The sequence below is a fragment of the Sphingobium sp. B7D2B genome (assembly GCF_025961895.1).
GTDB lineage: Bacteria > Pseudomonadota > Alphaproteobacteria > Sphingomonadales > Sphingomonadaceae > Sphingobium.
Window position 1 is genome coordinate 646,793 of sequence record NZ_JAOQOM010000001.1, and the last position, 13,404, is coordinate 660,196.

15 protein-coding genes, 1 pseudogene and 1 riboswitch are annotated in these 13,404 nt (G+C 61.1%); of the genes and pseudogenes, 7 read left to right on the forward strand and 9 right to left on the reverse strand.

From position 1 onward, the window contains the following. Positions 1-270 precede the first annotated feature (270 nt). A riboswitch (cyclic di-GMP riboswitch) is annotated at positions 271-346 on the reverse strand. A gap of 332 nt (positions 347-678) precedes the next feature. From M2341_RS02865 to M2341_RS02880, 4 genes are read left to right on the forward strand one after another with little or no spacing between them, the layout of a single operon-like run. Beyond that, the gene (locus tag M2341_RS02865; protein ID WP_264584146.1) at positions 679-1,248 is read left to right on the forward strand and encodes a hypothetical protein; all 570 of its coding nucleotides are present in this window, start codon (positions 679-681) and stop codon (positions 1,246-1,248) included. Positions 1,249-1,294: 46 nt separating this feature from the next. After that, a complete protein-coding gene (locus tag M2341_RS02870; RefSeq protein ID WP_264584147.1) occupies positions 1,295-1,768 on the forward strand; it encodes a DUF4431 domain-containing protein in 474 nt (157 codons plus the stop codon). A gap of 1 nt (position 1,769) precedes the next feature. Beyond that, positions 1,770-2,156, forward strand: a complete 387-nt coding sequence (locus M2341_RS02875; protein ID WP_264584148.1) for a hypothetical protein — start codon at positions 1,770-1,772, stop codon at positions 2,154-2,156. Next, positions 2,156-3,166, forward strand: a complete 1,011-nt coding sequence (locus tag M2341_RS02880) for a hypothetical protein (RefSeq protein ID WP_264584149.1) — start codon at positions 2,156-2,158, stop codon at positions 3,164-3,166. The genes M2341_RS02875 and M2341_RS02880 overlap by 1 nt, the downstream gene beginning before the upstream one ends. Before the next feature lie 14 nt (positions 3,167-3,180). Here the strand turns inward: M2341_RS02880 and M2341_RS02885 are convergent, their stop codons facing one another. Continuing rightward, positions 3,181-3,693 (reverse strand): hypothetical protein, encoded by a 513-nt coding sequence (locus M2341_RS02885; RefSeq protein ID WP_264584150.1) that lies wholly within the window; start codon positions 3,691-3,693, stop codon positions 3,181-3,183. After that, positions 3,693-4,043 carry a hypothetical protein gene (locus M2341_RS02890; RefSeq protein ID WP_264584151.1) on the reverse strand — a complete coding sequence of 117 codons (351 nt, stop codon included), beginning with the start codon at positions 4,041-4,043 and terminating at the stop codon, positions 3,693-3,695. Before M2341_RS02890 ends, M2341_RS02885 begins: the two co-directional genes overlap by 1 nt. Positions 4,044-4,261: 218 nt before the next feature. Between M2341_RS02890 and M2341_RS02895 the strand changes: the two genes are divergently transcribed. Continuing rightward, a complete protein-coding gene (locus M2341_RS02895; protein ID WP_264584152.1) occupies positions 4,262-4,948 on the forward strand; it encodes a hypothetical protein in 687 nt (228 codons plus the stop codon). A 19-nt stretch (positions 4,949-4,967) separates the two neighbouring features. Here M2341_RS02895 and M2341_RS02900 read toward each other — a convergent pair whose 3' ends face one another. Beyond that, positions 4,968-5,669 (reverse strand): phosphoribosylanthranilate isomerase, encoded by a 702-nt coding sequence (locus M2341_RS02900; RefSeq protein ID WP_264584153.1) that lies wholly within the window; start codon positions 5,667-5,669, stop codon positions 4,968-4,970. Between the two features lie 42 nt (positions 5,670-5,711). After that, on the reverse strand, positions 5,712-6,191 hold the full coding sequence (locus M2341_RS16455; RefSeq protein WP_413715686.1) for a VOC family protein: 480 nt from the start codon (positions 6,189-6,191) through the stop codon (positions 5,712-5,714). Positions 6,192-6,239: 48 nt separating this feature from the next. On the opposite strand from M2341_RS16455, the pseudogene M2341_RS16460 reads away from it, so the two are divergent. Next, positions 6,240-6,383: pseudogene (locus M2341_RS16460) on the forward strand (LysR family transcriptional regulator); the annotation flags it as partial. Positions 6,384-6,702: 319 nt separating this feature from the next. Beyond that, positions 6,703-7,158 (forward strand): LysR substrate-binding domain-containing protein, encoded by a 456-nt coding sequence (locus tag M2341_RS16465; RefSeq protein ID WP_413715190.1) that lies wholly within the window; start codon positions 6,703-6,705, stop codon positions 7,156-7,158. 44 nt (positions 7,159-7,202) lie between these two features. Here M2341_RS16465 and M2341_RS02915 read toward each other — a convergent pair whose 3' ends face one another. From M2341_RS02915 to M2341_RS02935, 5 genes are all read right to left on the reverse strand, one after another. Then, positions 7,203-8,234: a LacI family DNA-binding transcriptional regulator gene (locus M2341_RS02915; RefSeq protein WP_264584156.1), complete on the reverse strand. Its 1,032-nt coding sequence runs from the start codon at positions 8,232-8,234 to the stop codon at positions 7,203-7,205. A 60-nt stretch (positions 8,235-8,294) separates the two neighbouring features. Further along, entirely contained in the window at positions 8,295-8,726 is a 432-nt protein-coding gene (locus M2341_RS02920; RefSeq protein WP_264584157.1) for a hypothetical protein, read from the reverse strand. 98 nt (positions 8,727-8,824) lie between these two features. After that, the gene (locus tag M2341_RS02925) at positions 8,825-9,223 is read right to left on the reverse strand and encodes a c-type cytochrome (RefSeq protein ID WP_264584158.1); all 399 of its coding nucleotides are present in this window, start codon (positions 9,221-9,223) and stop codon (positions 8,825-8,827) included. Beyond that, positions 9,220-10,791 (reverse strand): FAD-binding oxidoreductase, encoded by a 1,572-nt coding sequence (locus tag M2341_RS02930; protein ID WP_264584159.1) that lies wholly within the window; start codon positions 10,789-10,791, stop codon positions 9,220-9,222. The genes M2341_RS02925 and M2341_RS02930 overlap by 4 nt, the downstream gene beginning before the upstream one ends. Before the next feature lie 265 nt (positions 10,792-11,056). After that, positions 11,057-13,369: a TonB-dependent receptor gene (locus M2341_RS02935; RefSeq protein ID WP_264584160.1), complete on the reverse strand. Its 2,313-nt coding sequence runs from the start codon at positions 13,367-13,369 to the stop codon at positions 11,057-11,059. Positions 13,370-13,404: the final 35 nt, after the last annotated feature.

The following is a 13,404-nucleotide window of genomic DNA, read 5'->3' on the forward strand; positions in this document are numbered from 1 at the left end:
CGCGGAAAGACTTGGGTGCTCAGCGCGATCGCAGGCGGGGCCGAGCGATGCAGGGCGCGGTGGCGGAGCGGACTGTAGCCGAGATATGTGGCTGAGGCATTGGCGCTTGTCGCGCCGACCTTAGAAGGCACGGCGTATATAGTATCGCGCTGCCCACTGCACGAAAATATGCAGGAAAGGCTGAACTCAAATTTTTGTAGAGCAGGGCGCTGAAGTCTAGAGAGAGATGGCGCAACTACACGACAAGATATGTCGGGCACTTTTTGTTCCTTCGGCATCCCCGCTATCTCTTTCGAGACCGGAAGCTTTGCGTCCCATCGTCGCCGATGGTTTGCCATTGTCGGGTTTAATGCTGATTTTCTTTCAAGAAGACTCGCATTAACCGGCCCTTAGATGCAATTTACGAAAATTAACAGCAATAAAATCATCTCGTAGGAAAAAGAGATGGTTAATGCGCTGCGGTACCGCGTTGATTGTTAAGGAAGCGGCCGCTCGCGCTAACGTGGCATCGGCATTTGGGGCCTGACAACGAGCTGCGCCTAGCGGAATATGGCGGAACTCAGGAGCAGCCTTGGCGGGTCTATTGGAACTGAAGGCGGCCATGGATGCCGCCGCTCGACCAATCAGTTATCCGTCTCGATGGCGTGAGCATGCTAGGGAAGACGGCTTAAGTTCACAATGGCTGTGGAAAAGGGCGCCCTCGTGTCACACAAGAATTTAGCCGCACTGATTCCAGCTTTTGCGCTGACATTGTCCGCGGCCCTTGCAGCGGAAGAAAAGCAAGCCATGCCCGCCGATCCCGCCCAACAGATGCCCGAGCAAATCATTGCGGAAGCGGAGACTGTGCATCCCGCCGCCTTGTACATTCTTGCGACGAAGCTGATGGCCGAAGGCCGAATGGATGACGCGGTACGCTGGTTCTACATCGGCCAGCTTCGCTATCGTTTCCTTCTTGCCGCCGAGCCGGAACGGCTGGCCGAGAATCAGCCTCTCTTTTCCGCACTGAGCGAATCCGTCGGCCGGCCGATCAATGAATATGCGTTCGGCGATGTCGACGCGGCCGTAGCGCACATCGATTCCGCGCTCGCCTGGGACGCCGCGCACGCCAACGGCGTTACGTCCAAGGAGCGCCACGCCGAAGAGTTGGCCCAAGTCCGGGCAGGGCTGCAAAAGCTGCGCGATGACATGATCGCCAACAAGGACCAAATCCGAGAGACGAGGACGCGCAATGGGTTGGACAATCGGTAGCATGTTGCCGGTGGTATTGAGGGGCCGCACGCACGCGGTGAGACGGGTGCGGCTTGAATGGATCGCACTGGTCGGCGCCGTATGCGTTATGCCCGCCGTGCCCGCTGCGGGGAACGAGATCGCTCAGCGTTGCGTAAACGCCACCCGCCCAGACGCTCTCGTCACCGTTGCCGGTAAGCTGACGCTTCAGAGCTTCCCCGGCCCGCCCAATTATGAAAGTGTCGCTCAGGGCGATGTTGAAGAACAGGTGTTCATTTTGGTGCTGCCGCGCCGCATCTGTCTGGAGGATGGCGAGTTTGCCGACGGCAGCGAGCGGTTCGACCGGGTGCAGGTTCATGCCATGGAGCCAGCGCTTCTTCGCGCGCTCCAGCACGCTGTCGGTCAGGACGTGACCGTGGCGGGCAGAGCGGTCGGCGCCCATACCGGCCATCACCATGCGCCGATGGTGGTGTTCGCGGGATCCGTTGTCGTCCGCGACAGCCGCGCGGCCGGCATGGACGATCAGCAGGACAGGAGATAAGATGAGCGCCCCCCTTATTGCCATGCTCGCCCTTGCCGGTGCCCAGATGGCGCCGCCACCTCTGGTGGCGAACGACGATCAAGCGCACGCGGCGCGCCTGCACATCGGCGATACTGGCGTCCGCTGCGTTCGCCAGCCGTGCCCGAGCCGCGCCCTGTTCGACCCAAAGGGACAGGCGGGTCAGACTGATCGCCAGGCTATGCTCTATGTCGACCTCGACGGCAGCAAACCGTCGCCGCCGATGATCGGCGATCCAACTGCGCTTGCCGCGATCAGGACAGCGTGGAACGAACGGCAATGTCTTGCCATCGAAGGGCGGCTGATCCCGGGCGAAGATGATCGGCCTGTGCTGCGTGTGGATCGCGTCGTGGGGCCGTGCCACCAGTAATGACCGCTGCTGGAACGAAAGCATGGACATCGATCGCAATTGCTGCCGTTGCTGCGCTTGCGCTGGCAGGGTGTGGCGACCGTCCGGGGTCAGAAAAGGCCGGGGTCGCACTGGCCGAGGCGGTTTATCCCGGCGCGTTCGTCCTTCACGACAGCTATCTTCAAAAGGGCCATTATGACGTCGCGCTCGTGAAGAGGGGCGATTCGTTGACACGCCTGCGCTTCGCGATCGATGCCGACCCGGCGCAGTGCCGCGTGGGCACGGCCTGCGAGCAGCGCCTGCACCGCGCCTATGCAGAGGCTGTGGCGACGGGCATCAAGCTCAAGGCGCTCAATGCGGGCTTTGCGGCTTGCGATATCCCGATGTTGGGGCTCGACGACGCGGAGAGCGGATCCCGTTTCAGGGTGATCGTGGAACTGGGGCTTGATCCAGCCGACCAACAGCCAGCGCTTGACCGACTGGTCCCATGCATCACGACCTATCGGCAAGCTTTGCCGGCCAAGGCAGACGAGCATTTGCAGGTGTTATCCTTGCGTATTCTGCGTCCGGCGCAGGGAGGGCCGACCGCCCCGCAGTCCATGACGCTCGACAGCCGCCTGCCGGGCGCGCGGGCAGCAGAGCCGAGCTACCAAGTAACGATCGCGGCCGGAGATGATCGGCCGCGTGCGGCTGACCTGCGGCTCTATGTGCATTACGTCCGGGAGAGCGGCCTTGGCGACAAGCTGGCGGACGTCGCCCGGGATGCGCTGGCGAAGGATTCGATAGGCGGGCATGTGCCCAATTACGCGCTCAACTGGCAGCTCAAGCTCGACCCTCAGCGTCTGGATGTGGTCCGCACCTATGTGCTGGCGTGCAGCGTCGACCGGCCGGGGACAGGACCGTGCCGGACCGACATTGCCGTGCGCATGCGCTATGATCTGATCAAGGATGAGGCGTCCGAAGTGGGGGTCATCCACAATGTTCGGGATGATCGCGGGTCGTCGACATTGGCCAAACTGCCCGGCCGCTGATAGTCCGGTCGAAGTCAGTCGTCACCGCAATCAGGCACCATTGCCATCGTCATGGGCGCGCCGCCCAGACCGGCGACTGGGCGCATGACCATGTCACAACCCTTCTGGTCCGGCTTGGCTCGATTATTCGCTGCGGACCGTGTGTCGGCCTCGGGATCGGAGCAGACGCCCTGCGCGATCAATTTCAGACGGAACTGCTTGCCTTGTTCGCGAACCCAGGCATCCGCACTGACTTTACCATCCGCGCGCGCCCGGCGGACATATTCTGCCTCCAGATGGCGACGATCGGCGGCAGGCAGCGCATCGGCAGAGCATGTCTGCAATTGGGGCTTGGAACTGGCTTGCGCTGCCTTCTTATCCCCGGGGCTCATTGTGCGGGACTGGTTCTGGTGATCTTGCAGACGTTGCCACTGCTGATGCTCAAGGTGGCGGTCGAGCGTGTTGCTGTCCTGAGCCTGGGTCGCGGGGGCACAAAAAATCGATCCAACGAGCGTCGCCACAAAGAGCATGGTGCTGGATTTGTGCATCAGCACACGCCCTGCGCGGCCAGTTTTTGGCGGAACTGCATGCCTTGCTCACGCACCCAGACGTCGGCGCTTGCCTTACCGTCGGATCGGGCGCGGCGGACATATTCGGTTTCCATGCGACGGCGATCTGCGGTGGGCAGTGCGTCCGCCGAGCAGGGCCTCGCCCGCTTGCCTGGTGCCGCGTCATTGTCGCTGGTGCCATGCGTCTCGTCATAATGGTCGAAGGTGCTGCGCAACGCCTGCTGCCCGAGAATGCCGTTGCTCCAGATCGGCACGTCAATCATCACCTGCGCGACACTGGGCGCCGTGAATGAGAGGGTGCCGAAAGCGGCCAAAAGAACGAGGCGCACAATGTTCTCCTTTGTGGGCACAGTTTGAGCATGTCGTAGCTGAACAGTAGCTGGCATATGTAAGATATTGAAACGGCTCGCCGATCTAATCCATCGTCTGGCCGAGGTGATGTTCGTTTGATGGAGGATTTGCGAAATGGTCGCGGCGTGTCGCGAATGAGAAGGGTTTTGAGTTGAGGCATTATCGGAGTGCGAAAGACGGTGCTGCGGCTCTCCTTTTGCTTCTGGGCACGGCCGGGTGCTCGAAATCCAGCGAGGCGGATAATGCGGCCGAAATCGATCCGGCCCGCGTTACTCGCCTCTTTACGGAAGGCTTTAATAGCGAAACGACCGGCGCATCTGCCACGGAGCAGACATCCCAACATGGGAGCCAGATAGCCGATCCCCGCGCAGGCATTCCCTTCGATCGTTCGCGCACCGTGACGGCGAAGGTGGAAGAGGCGGTGAGCAAGGATCCAGGCAGTTTGTTGTCGCTCCGCTTTGCGCTTGCCGCTCCTGGCGATTTTCTAAGATCCGGAAAGGCGCGAACTGTTTGGGCCCGCGAGTTGGCCGCGCGAAACTATCCGGCGGACACCGTCGCCGGCGCGACCGCGCTTATGTTCGGGGTTGCCTGGGAACTGGCGAACGCGCGCAAGCTGTCCGCCGCTGATAATGCTGCAATCCTGCGCCAAGTCACGACCAAGCTGCGTGGCGATCCGCTGGAGCGTCAAAATGATGAGCGACGCCAGATCCAGGCCGATTTGCGGCTGATCACAGCCGGCTTGTGGCTGGAGGAGGCGTATCTGCGCGAACGCTACCCCGAACAGATGCGAGACCTGTCCGATGCCGTCCATCGCGACATGCAGAAAATGACCAGCAACGACATGCGCAAGATTGCTGTCACAGCCGATGGACTCTCGGATTGAGGCAAAGCCCGGCAGGCCGTTAGCAGCAATGGCTTCCATCGGTCGTATCCGCACTCGCCACGGCCGCGTCGGTTTGCGTTACCGCAGCCACGAAAGCGCTCAGCTTTTCCGGGTCGAGCTGGCCATCGGTCCGTACGTCTGAGCACAGGTCCAGCCCAAAGGGCCGAACCTGCCGTATCGCATCTGCCACATTCGCCGCCGACAACCCGCCCGCCAGAAACACGGGCCTGTCGGTCGATCGCACAAACGCCGCGCTGATAGCCCAGTCATGGGCGCGGCCGGTTCCACCCAGTTCTGCGATCTTGGCGTTCGGCCGCCCTGAATCCAGCAAGAAGGCGTGGACGTGAGGCGCGTAACCGGGGATCAGGTCGAGAGCCTCAGGGCCTTCTACATGGATCACCTGAACACGGCGAATGTGGGGCTCAAGCATTGCCAGTTTCTCGGACTCGGCTGGATCGATGTCCGACACGATCTGCACCGTGGATGGGTTGGTCGCACGGATATGCGCCGAGATCGCCTCCGCCGTCGTCTCCGACGTTAGAAGGAAGGTGGCGACCGGCGGGGGCACCACTGCGGTGATTTCGGCGATGAGGGCGTCCGAGATCGGGCCGGGGCCGGACGGCATGCGTGCCACCAAGCCCAGTGCATCGGCGCCTGCTCGAATTGCTATGTCTGCTTCCTGCCGAGATGCAATGCAGCACACTTTGATACGCGTTCTCATGATTTTCCTCCTGCTGCCGTTCTAGAGCGGCAGCAACCTGTCCTATGCATTCGCACACTTGTCCGACTGAACCGTGAAGGCGATCTCCTGCCCAAAGGAAAGCTCGAGCGTGTTTCCGTCAGGATCGGCAATGTACGTCCATAGCCCGACGGGCGGCCCGTCGTTGCGGGGCGCGGAGCGCAAGATGCCGCGAGCACTGGCTTGGGCCGCGCGCCGGAAGACGTCCTCGGGCTGGGCGCATGTGATGCCGAGATGCCCAAATGGCCCAAGCGACGTGTCGCGCAAACGGGCTGAAGCCACCAGCACAAGCGCGAACGGGCGGACTCCATCAGCCATCCCTGCCACCTCGTCCACATCGCCGCCGGCCACCCTACGATGAACGACATGAAGGTCGGCGAACGCCTCGTAGAAGCTGATGCTTCGATCGAGATCGCGGACGACAAGGGCAACGTGGGAAAATCCCAGATCCGTTTTGGCTGACTGCATCATGCTCCGGCTCCTTTGTTGAGGAACGTGCATCATTGACAGATGGAATGAAAATTCCTCATTGATATGATGAATATGCAGAATATGGATGAGTTGACCCCGGCCGACCTCAGCCTGCTTCCAGTGCTGGAAGCCCTGATCGAGGAACGACACGTCTCGCGCGCAGCTTCGCGGCTTAACCGCTCGCAGCCGGCCGTCAGCCATGCACTGGCGAGACTTCGGGATGTGTTCAACGATCCGTTGCTGGTGAGAGGCAAGGGCGGTCTGCAACTGACCGCGCGTGCGCAGCAATTGGCGGAGCCTCTTGCGCACGCGTTGGCCACCATCCGATCGATGACCGATCAACCTGCATTCGATGCCACGACATGCAGCCGTCATTTCCGCCTGTCCTTGTCCGACTATGGCGCAGCGATCCTGCTGCCGGAACTCGTTGCACGGCTGCGCAAGTTGGCACCACTGATGGATCTATCGGTCATATCCTACGGCCGGGAGCGCGCTCGCTGCGCTGGCGGATGCGGAAATCGACCTTGCTGTTGGCGTTTATCCATTGCTGGGGCGAGCAAGGCGCAGCGATCTGCGAAGTACAACACTCTTTGGGGAGACATTTGCCTGCCTGTTCGATCAGCCGAGCGATGGCGACGCGCTGACGTTGGAAGAGTATCTCGCGCGTCCTCACGTCCGCGTAACGGTGGCTCTGCAGGACGATAGCGAAATCGACGATGCGCTGGCGCGGCTTGGGCACAAACGTCGCATCGCCGTGCAAGTCCCGCATTGGTCGACAGCGCCTGAGTTGATCATGGGGACCGATCTCATACTGACCGCAGCGCGCCGGAGCATCGAGCATCTGGGATACGGACACTGCAGCGCTCTACGGTTCAGGTTGAACAGCTTCCCATTCGTCCAGACATGGCACCGGCGCCGCTATAATGATCCTGCACACCGCTGGCTGCGCGCGCAGATTGAGGCGATAGCAGGCGGACCGGAGGGGGGAGAAAGGGCGTAGTCGTGGCGAGAGAGTGCTCACTTTTGCCGGCAGGGACATCGGGCTCAGGTGCTGCGCCGTTCCACAAGCGTGAAGCCGATGTCCACGCGCGCTGCTTTGGCGCGATCACGCTGGTTCTTGGACAAGGCCTTGAGCATGAGGGCCGCTGCCTGACGCCCCATCTTGGCGCCGTCGATCCGGACGGACGTTAAGGATGGCTCCAACTCCTGGGCGAAGTCGAAATCGCCGAAACCCATCACGGCAAGATCATCGGGAACGCGGACGCTGCGGACGGCGGCCTCGATCAGCACGCCTTGAGCCAGCCAATCAGAAGAGCAGACGATCACGTCCGGTCGCTCGCCCGCCTCCCAAATACGGCCGAAGCTACGCCGCCCTTCGCCGATGGTGCCGGGCAGGCTGTGGTCGATGCTGCGAGGTTCCGGCCGTCCCGCTTCCATCAAGACCCGCGAAATTCCATAGCGACGGATATGGCCTCTGCTACTGTCAGTCGAGAAGATCATCGGCCGTTGATAGCCCTTGCGCATCAGGAAGTTGCCGACTGCGATGCCGATATCATGGTGAGAAATCCCCGCTACCATGTCGATTGGGCTGATCGGGGTTTCCCACGTCTCGACGATCGGCAAGTTGGATTCGACCAGCAAGGCGCGGACGTCCGGTGAAATGGGGAGGCCGATGAGAATGAGACCGCCGGGGCGGCGGCTCAGGATCTGCGTCACGATCTTCTCTCGGGTCGCGTTTCTCTCGTAGATGCCGAGCAGCGTCTGATAGCCGCCATCATCGAGCGCCGCGACCGCTGCCCGCACCGTCGTGTCGAACAGTTCGAGCGGCGTCGGCGGTGCCATGATCGCGATGAGCCGGCTGCGGTTGGTGATCACCGTTCCGGTTGTCAGCGATGGGATATAGCCCGTTTCCGCAATGGCGGCATGAACGCGCCCGAGCGTTTCCTTGGTAAGAAGATCAGGGGTGTTCAACGCTCTTGAGACGGTGGCCGTCGAGACCTGCGCTGCCCTGGCTACGTCGGCGAGGGTTGCGCCCGCACGGCGGCGGACCGTTCCTTCACTCGACGACGTGACCATCTATTCCGTTACTCCTTGAACCGGCTCTGCTGAGCGCGGAGCTTGAGCGATCCGCGCCGCTTAGGCAATGGCCCAGGACCACAGGACTCCCTTGCGCTTTTCTCTGTCTCGTTCCCGTAGGCGGCTGTCAATTGGAGCGTTGGTATGGGTGCTCATCATGGTCCAGAGCGCTTGGGGCCATTGCTCACCGGCAGCCTCCAACACATCCGCTTGCGCGGCCGGACCGATCGACACGCGATGTGCAGCACGCTCATCCCCTGTTTGATGGGACATGCACAATCGAATCGTGCCGCGCATCTCTGCCGCGATACCAAGGGCGACGACCATATCGGCATAGCCGGTTAAACCCATCAGGCTACCAGAGGATGCCTCGCGCAACACTCCATACCAGAGCGTCGCAAGATCGCCGTGGCTGTGCAGAATCGGAGCCTTGGCATCCCTTGCCGCCGCGGCAAAAGCGCTTGTTCCAGCGAAACGGGGGTCCACGATCACATGTCGCATCTGCGCTGTGGCCTGCGCCGCCCGAAGATGTGGCGGGAGGATAAGGCCAGCGGCTGCGAGGCCGCCGAGCTTCAGGAGATCTCGCCTTATCATCGTGCCTGCGCCTTGTCCTTGTCGGGCGTGGCAAGAAATGCCGCGAGCTTTTCAAGCTCATCGTCCGTAACTTCAACCCGCGTGATCGGCGGCATGCTGAAAACGCCGTGGCGTGCGACCGCCTTCACATAGTCTGCCGGAAGATCGGTCCGTTCGGCAAGAAGCGAGCGCTCCTTGCCCCAGCGCCGTTGGAGCTGGATGGTGCCCGTGCCTCCAGGCAAATGACAGTAGCCACAATGCTGGAGGAACAGCGCTCTCCCGTCTTTCACGGTCGAAGCCGTAGCCGATGCCGTGGTTGATGCCGACACAGGCGTGGCCGCATCAGACGATGCAAAGGCAGCAGCCGTGCTCGCAATAATCAGCGCCGCGAAGGCACTCCAGTGGATGGCATTCACGCTTCCTCTCCCTGACCGTGGGCTTTGTAGGCCGTTGGCCAAATGCCGTTTTTACCGGGTGCAATGATGCCATTGGGATCAATGGCATTCTTCACGGTCTCGTTGAACCGCGCCAAGGCGCCGCCGTTGAAATCGAAGCTCTTCGCGACCGAATCCATGAAATCGAGATGGGTGCGGTATTCGCCGAAGCCGGCCGCTTTGGCGTCGGCGATCAGCACGTGGAACAGCCTGTTGGCCCGAGCCACCATGTCGGCGTCGTCACGGTCATAAAGCAGTATGTTCACATTGTTGATGTGGCGATGGCCCATGGTGAAGGACGTGTAATAGTCCAGACCATGTTCCTCGAAGCGCGCCTTCATCGCGCGGAAGGTCTTGCGGGCCAGGGTGCCATCGGGCGGCATGACCGGGGAGAAGCCCATATGGCCGCCGCGGCCACCCCACCAATTGACGATCTGGAGAGACGTCGCGCTCGGCGCCCGCGCGGCCGCCTTGTCGAGAGGATCGCCCCGCCGCCATACCTCGAACTCGATGGCCTTACCGAGATGGGGCTCAAGAGCTTTGCGGATCAGTTGCTCCTTGGCGCGGACAATGCCTTCGTGGCCATAGACGCCGAGATTGAAGCGCCACCATCCGATGTCATAATGTTTCATCATCTTCTCGGCGATGGCATCGGGGAGGGCGCCCTTGCCGTCGTACCACTCGCTGCGCTGGGACAGCACGGCCGCGTCGTGAAGATAATTGCCGAACACGAAATTGTGGTCGACGACATTGTTCACGCGCAGTTGATGAAGTTCGCGAATGGCCCATTCGATGTCGTCGGCCTGTGGTAGCTCGACTTTCGCTCGCAAGGTCATTTCCGGTTCGGGCATCAGCCACAGGCCCATCTTGGTGACCACCCCGAAGTTCGACTGGACGAAGGCCTGATCCCAGGAGGGGCCGAAGCCGTGCTGATAGGCCTGCCAGGTTTTACTCCCGGCCATCGCGCCCATACCGGTCCGGAGCAGATCGCCTGTGGGCGTAACTACCTCCATACCGCAGATTTTCGCCGCGTGATCGCCATAGGGGGTGTAGCCCAAGCCTCGCTCCAGGGCGTTGCCCATCACGCTGCCCCAGGCATTGCCTGGCGTCGACATCCAGAGCGGAATATTGTTCTGCCGGAGGTAATTGTAGAGATCGTAGAAGCCTACGCCCGGCTCGAGGAGGCAATGGCCATATTTCACGTCTACATCCAGGATGCGATTCATGCGACCGAGGTCGAGAACGACCGATCCCGGCATGGCCGGTGCTGCCCAGCCGTAGCCCAGATTTTTCCCACGGGCGGTGGGCCACAGCGGGACGCGATGTTCATTGGCCAGTCGGACAAGGGCACGCGCTTCCTCCGCGCTGGCTGGCGCAACGGCGGCGGAAGCTTCATGGTTCAGCCCATCGCCCAGCGCATAGGGGTCGATATAGGTCGCGCGGTCCTCATCACTTGAAAGGACCCATTGCGATCCCACGATTGCCTCAAACGCGCGTAGCGCTTTTGAAAAACTGGCAGTGTCGAGATTTGGGGGGACTCTCACGGGCATCGTTCTCTCCTTGGGGAGGGAAATAACCGTGAACCTACGCTAATGCAAGATTTACATTCAAAATGCCATAATAGGCTCAAAGTAATGTATGAATTTCAAATCGACGTCATCGGCGTTGTGTTGGCCGGCTGATATATGGCTTTTGACGCACTGCTCCACCCTTCTCCTCATTGGGCCGGATGCACGCGGTGCCACGCGCTCCGAGTGCCCTTCTGAGAAGAGAAGGGGACGCCACCGCGGCGGCATCCCCTCGTGAGAGAAGCGATCAGAAGCGGCGGCCCACCGTCACCGCCCATTCACGCGGGCGACTGGGCTGGCCGGTAAAGATGTAGCTTCCCGACTGGATGAACTTGTTCACATAATAAAACTGATCGAACAGGTTCGTGACCGAGACGGCCGCATACCATTCATCATTCGGTGCATTGTAGCCAAGGCGAGCGTTGGCGATTGCATAGCCTTCCTGCACGGCGCGTGGGTTGTTGGTCCACTCGTTGAAAACCTTGGACTGATAATAGACGTCGAAACGCGGCGTCAGTGTGCCGCCATTGCCCAGGTCGGCGCGATACTGGATGCCGGCATTGTACTTCCACTCCGGCGAGCCGGGCGCTTTGCTGGCAAGCGACGGGCCACCTGAAACGCCCGCGGCCGGACCGAGATCCTTGATTTTGAAGTCCGTGTAGCTGCCGGACATGTCGATCTGCAGTCCCCGCGCCGGCCGGATCTCGAGTTCTGCCTCCAGCCCGTTGATCCGTGCGCTGCCGGCATTGGCAACGACGATGCTGGGCACGCCATTGTTATCGTACCCGTTCGCGCTCAACTGGAGGTTGGAATAATCGCTGTGATAGGCGGCCAGGTTGAGCCGAACCAGTCGATCGAAGAGGTCGCTCTTGAGGCCGATCTCATAAGCGTTCAGCGTTTCAGGCCCGAACGGCACTGCCGTGGCAGGTGTGAAGGGACGAGGATTGATGCCGCCGCCCTTGAAACCGGTCGAAAACTGCCCGTAGACCATGACATTGCCAGTCAGTTGGTAATCCATTCCTAGCTTGTAGTCGACGCGTTCCATCTCGGACTTGGGAGAGGTGAAGGGGCCGCCTGCAAAGAAGGACGTGCCCGACGGCACATTGACCCGGTCAAAGCGATAGGTCTTGGATTCCTTGGTGTACCGCAGGCCGGCCGTCACGGAGAACTGCTCGGTCAGATGCAGCGTGCCATGCGCGAAAGCTGAGCGGTTGGTGGCGTGGGTGCTGTCATTCTGGTCAAAGGCGATGTTGGAGGCCGCAAGATAGGCGCCGCCGCCCAAGGAACTGTCGCCCTCAAAATAGAAGACGCCCGTCGCCCAATCCAGCATGTCATTGAAGGAGGTGCCCACCAGGCGGAATTCCTGGGTAAACTGATCGAACCCCGCCAGATTATCGGTTAGTGCGACCGGGAGCGGCGCATTATTGGCGTTCTGGGTGAAGCGGCCGCTGAACGTCTGGTAGGCGGTAATCGATTTGAACTGCACGCCCTCGGCAAGTTTCCAGCCGATATCGCCCGAGTAACTTTCCGAGTGAACGGTGTTCACGGCCGGCACGGCCCGCCCGAGGAACTTGCTGTCGTAGCTCGCGAAGGTGACATAGGGGTCGACAATGAACCGCTGATCGAAGGGGATGCCGAACGCCGGGATCAGGCGATTATTGTTATGGTTGACCAGCGCCGCCGCTGCCGTGTTCACATAAATGAGTGAGTCAGCTGCGCCCTCCGAATTATCGCGGATGATCTCTGCAGCGACATTGACCTCGATGTTGGGCGAAGGCGTCCAGCGCAGCGCAGCGCGTCCTGCGCGCACGCTCTCGCCGCCCAAGGTCCCGAGCTTGCAACTATTGCCGTGATTGGAAACCGTCGGTGTGAGATTGCCTGCCAGGGCCGGATAGACGCAGGCAAAATCCACCCTGTCCACATAGCCGTTCCGTTCCTTTGACGCGAAGGAGACGCGCAAGGCCAGCTTGTCCGCGACAAGCGGCACGTTCAACATGCCCCGCAGGTCGATGCGATCATAGCTGCCATAGGTGCCTTCGACCGAGGCGCCGAACGAGTCCTGCGGCTTCTGGGAAATGAGGCGAACAGCGCCGCCGATGGAGTTCTTGCCGAACAGAGTCCCTTGCGGGCCGCGCAAAATCTCGACCCGCTCAAGGTCCAGCAGGTCGAAGGACGTGCCGAACAGTGACGCATGATACACGTCATCGACATAGAAGCCGACGGCGGGCTCCAGTGCAAAGTTGAAATCGGACTGGCCGATGCCGCGAATATAGGCCTGCGTGGACTTGCCGTAGCCTGAGCTGCCAAGGCGCAGGGTGACGCTGGGCGCGGCCTTGCCAACATCGGCGATGTTGCCGAAGCTGCGCTCGCTGAGCTGTTCCCCTGTCATCGCGGTGATCGCGAGCGGGGTGTCCTGCAGATTGGTCGATCGAAACTGCGCGGTCACGACGATGTCCTGCGCGTCGTTGTCCTGCGCATGGGCTGCGGTCGCAAGCGCACCTAGAGCGAGCAGCGATGCTCCGCTCAGCGCGCTTCTCTTCAGAATTTCACGAAAGATCATGTCGTCTCCTCTCCCTGTTGATGATGGCCTCCTCC

Bases quoted from the DNA above. Each gene is read 5' to 3' on its own strand.
- M2341_RS02865 (WP_264584146.1), top strand. From the start codon at position 679: ATGGCTGTGGAAAAGGGCGCCCTCGTGTCACACAAGAATTTAGCCGCA.
- M2341_RS02875 (WP_264584148.1), top strand. From the start codon at position 1,770: ATGAGCGCCCCCCTTATTGCCATGCTCGCCCTTGCCGGTGCCCAGATG.
- M2341_RS02880 (WP_264584149.1), top strand. From the start codon at position 2,156: ATGACCGCTGCTGGAACGAAAGCATGGACATCGATCGCAATTGCTGCC.
- M2341_RS02885 (WP_264584150.1), bottom strand. From the start codon at position 3,693: ATGCACAAATCCAGCACCATGCTCTTTGTGGCGACGCTCGTTGGATCG.
- M2341_RS02900 (WP_264584153.1), bottom strand. From the start codon at position 5,669: ATGAGAACGCGTATCAAAGTGTGCTGCATTGCATCTCGGCAGGAAGCA.
- M2341_RS16455 (WP_413715686.1), bottom strand. From the start codon at position 6,191: ATGATGCACGTTCCTCAACAAAGGAGCCGGAGCATGATGCAGTCAGCC.
- M2341_RS02915 (WP_264584156.1), bottom strand. From the start codon at position 8,234: ATGGTCACGTCGTCGAGTGAAGGAACGGTCCGCCGCCGTGCGGGCGCA.
- M2341_RS02930 (WP_264584159.1), bottom strand. From the start codon at position 10,791: ATGCCCGTGAGAGTCCCCCCAAATCTCGACACTGCCAGTTTTTCAAAA.
- M2341_RS02935 (WP_264584160.1), bottom strand. From the start codon at position 13,369: ATGATCTTTCGTGAAATTCTGAAGAGAAGCGCGCTGAGCGGAGCATCG.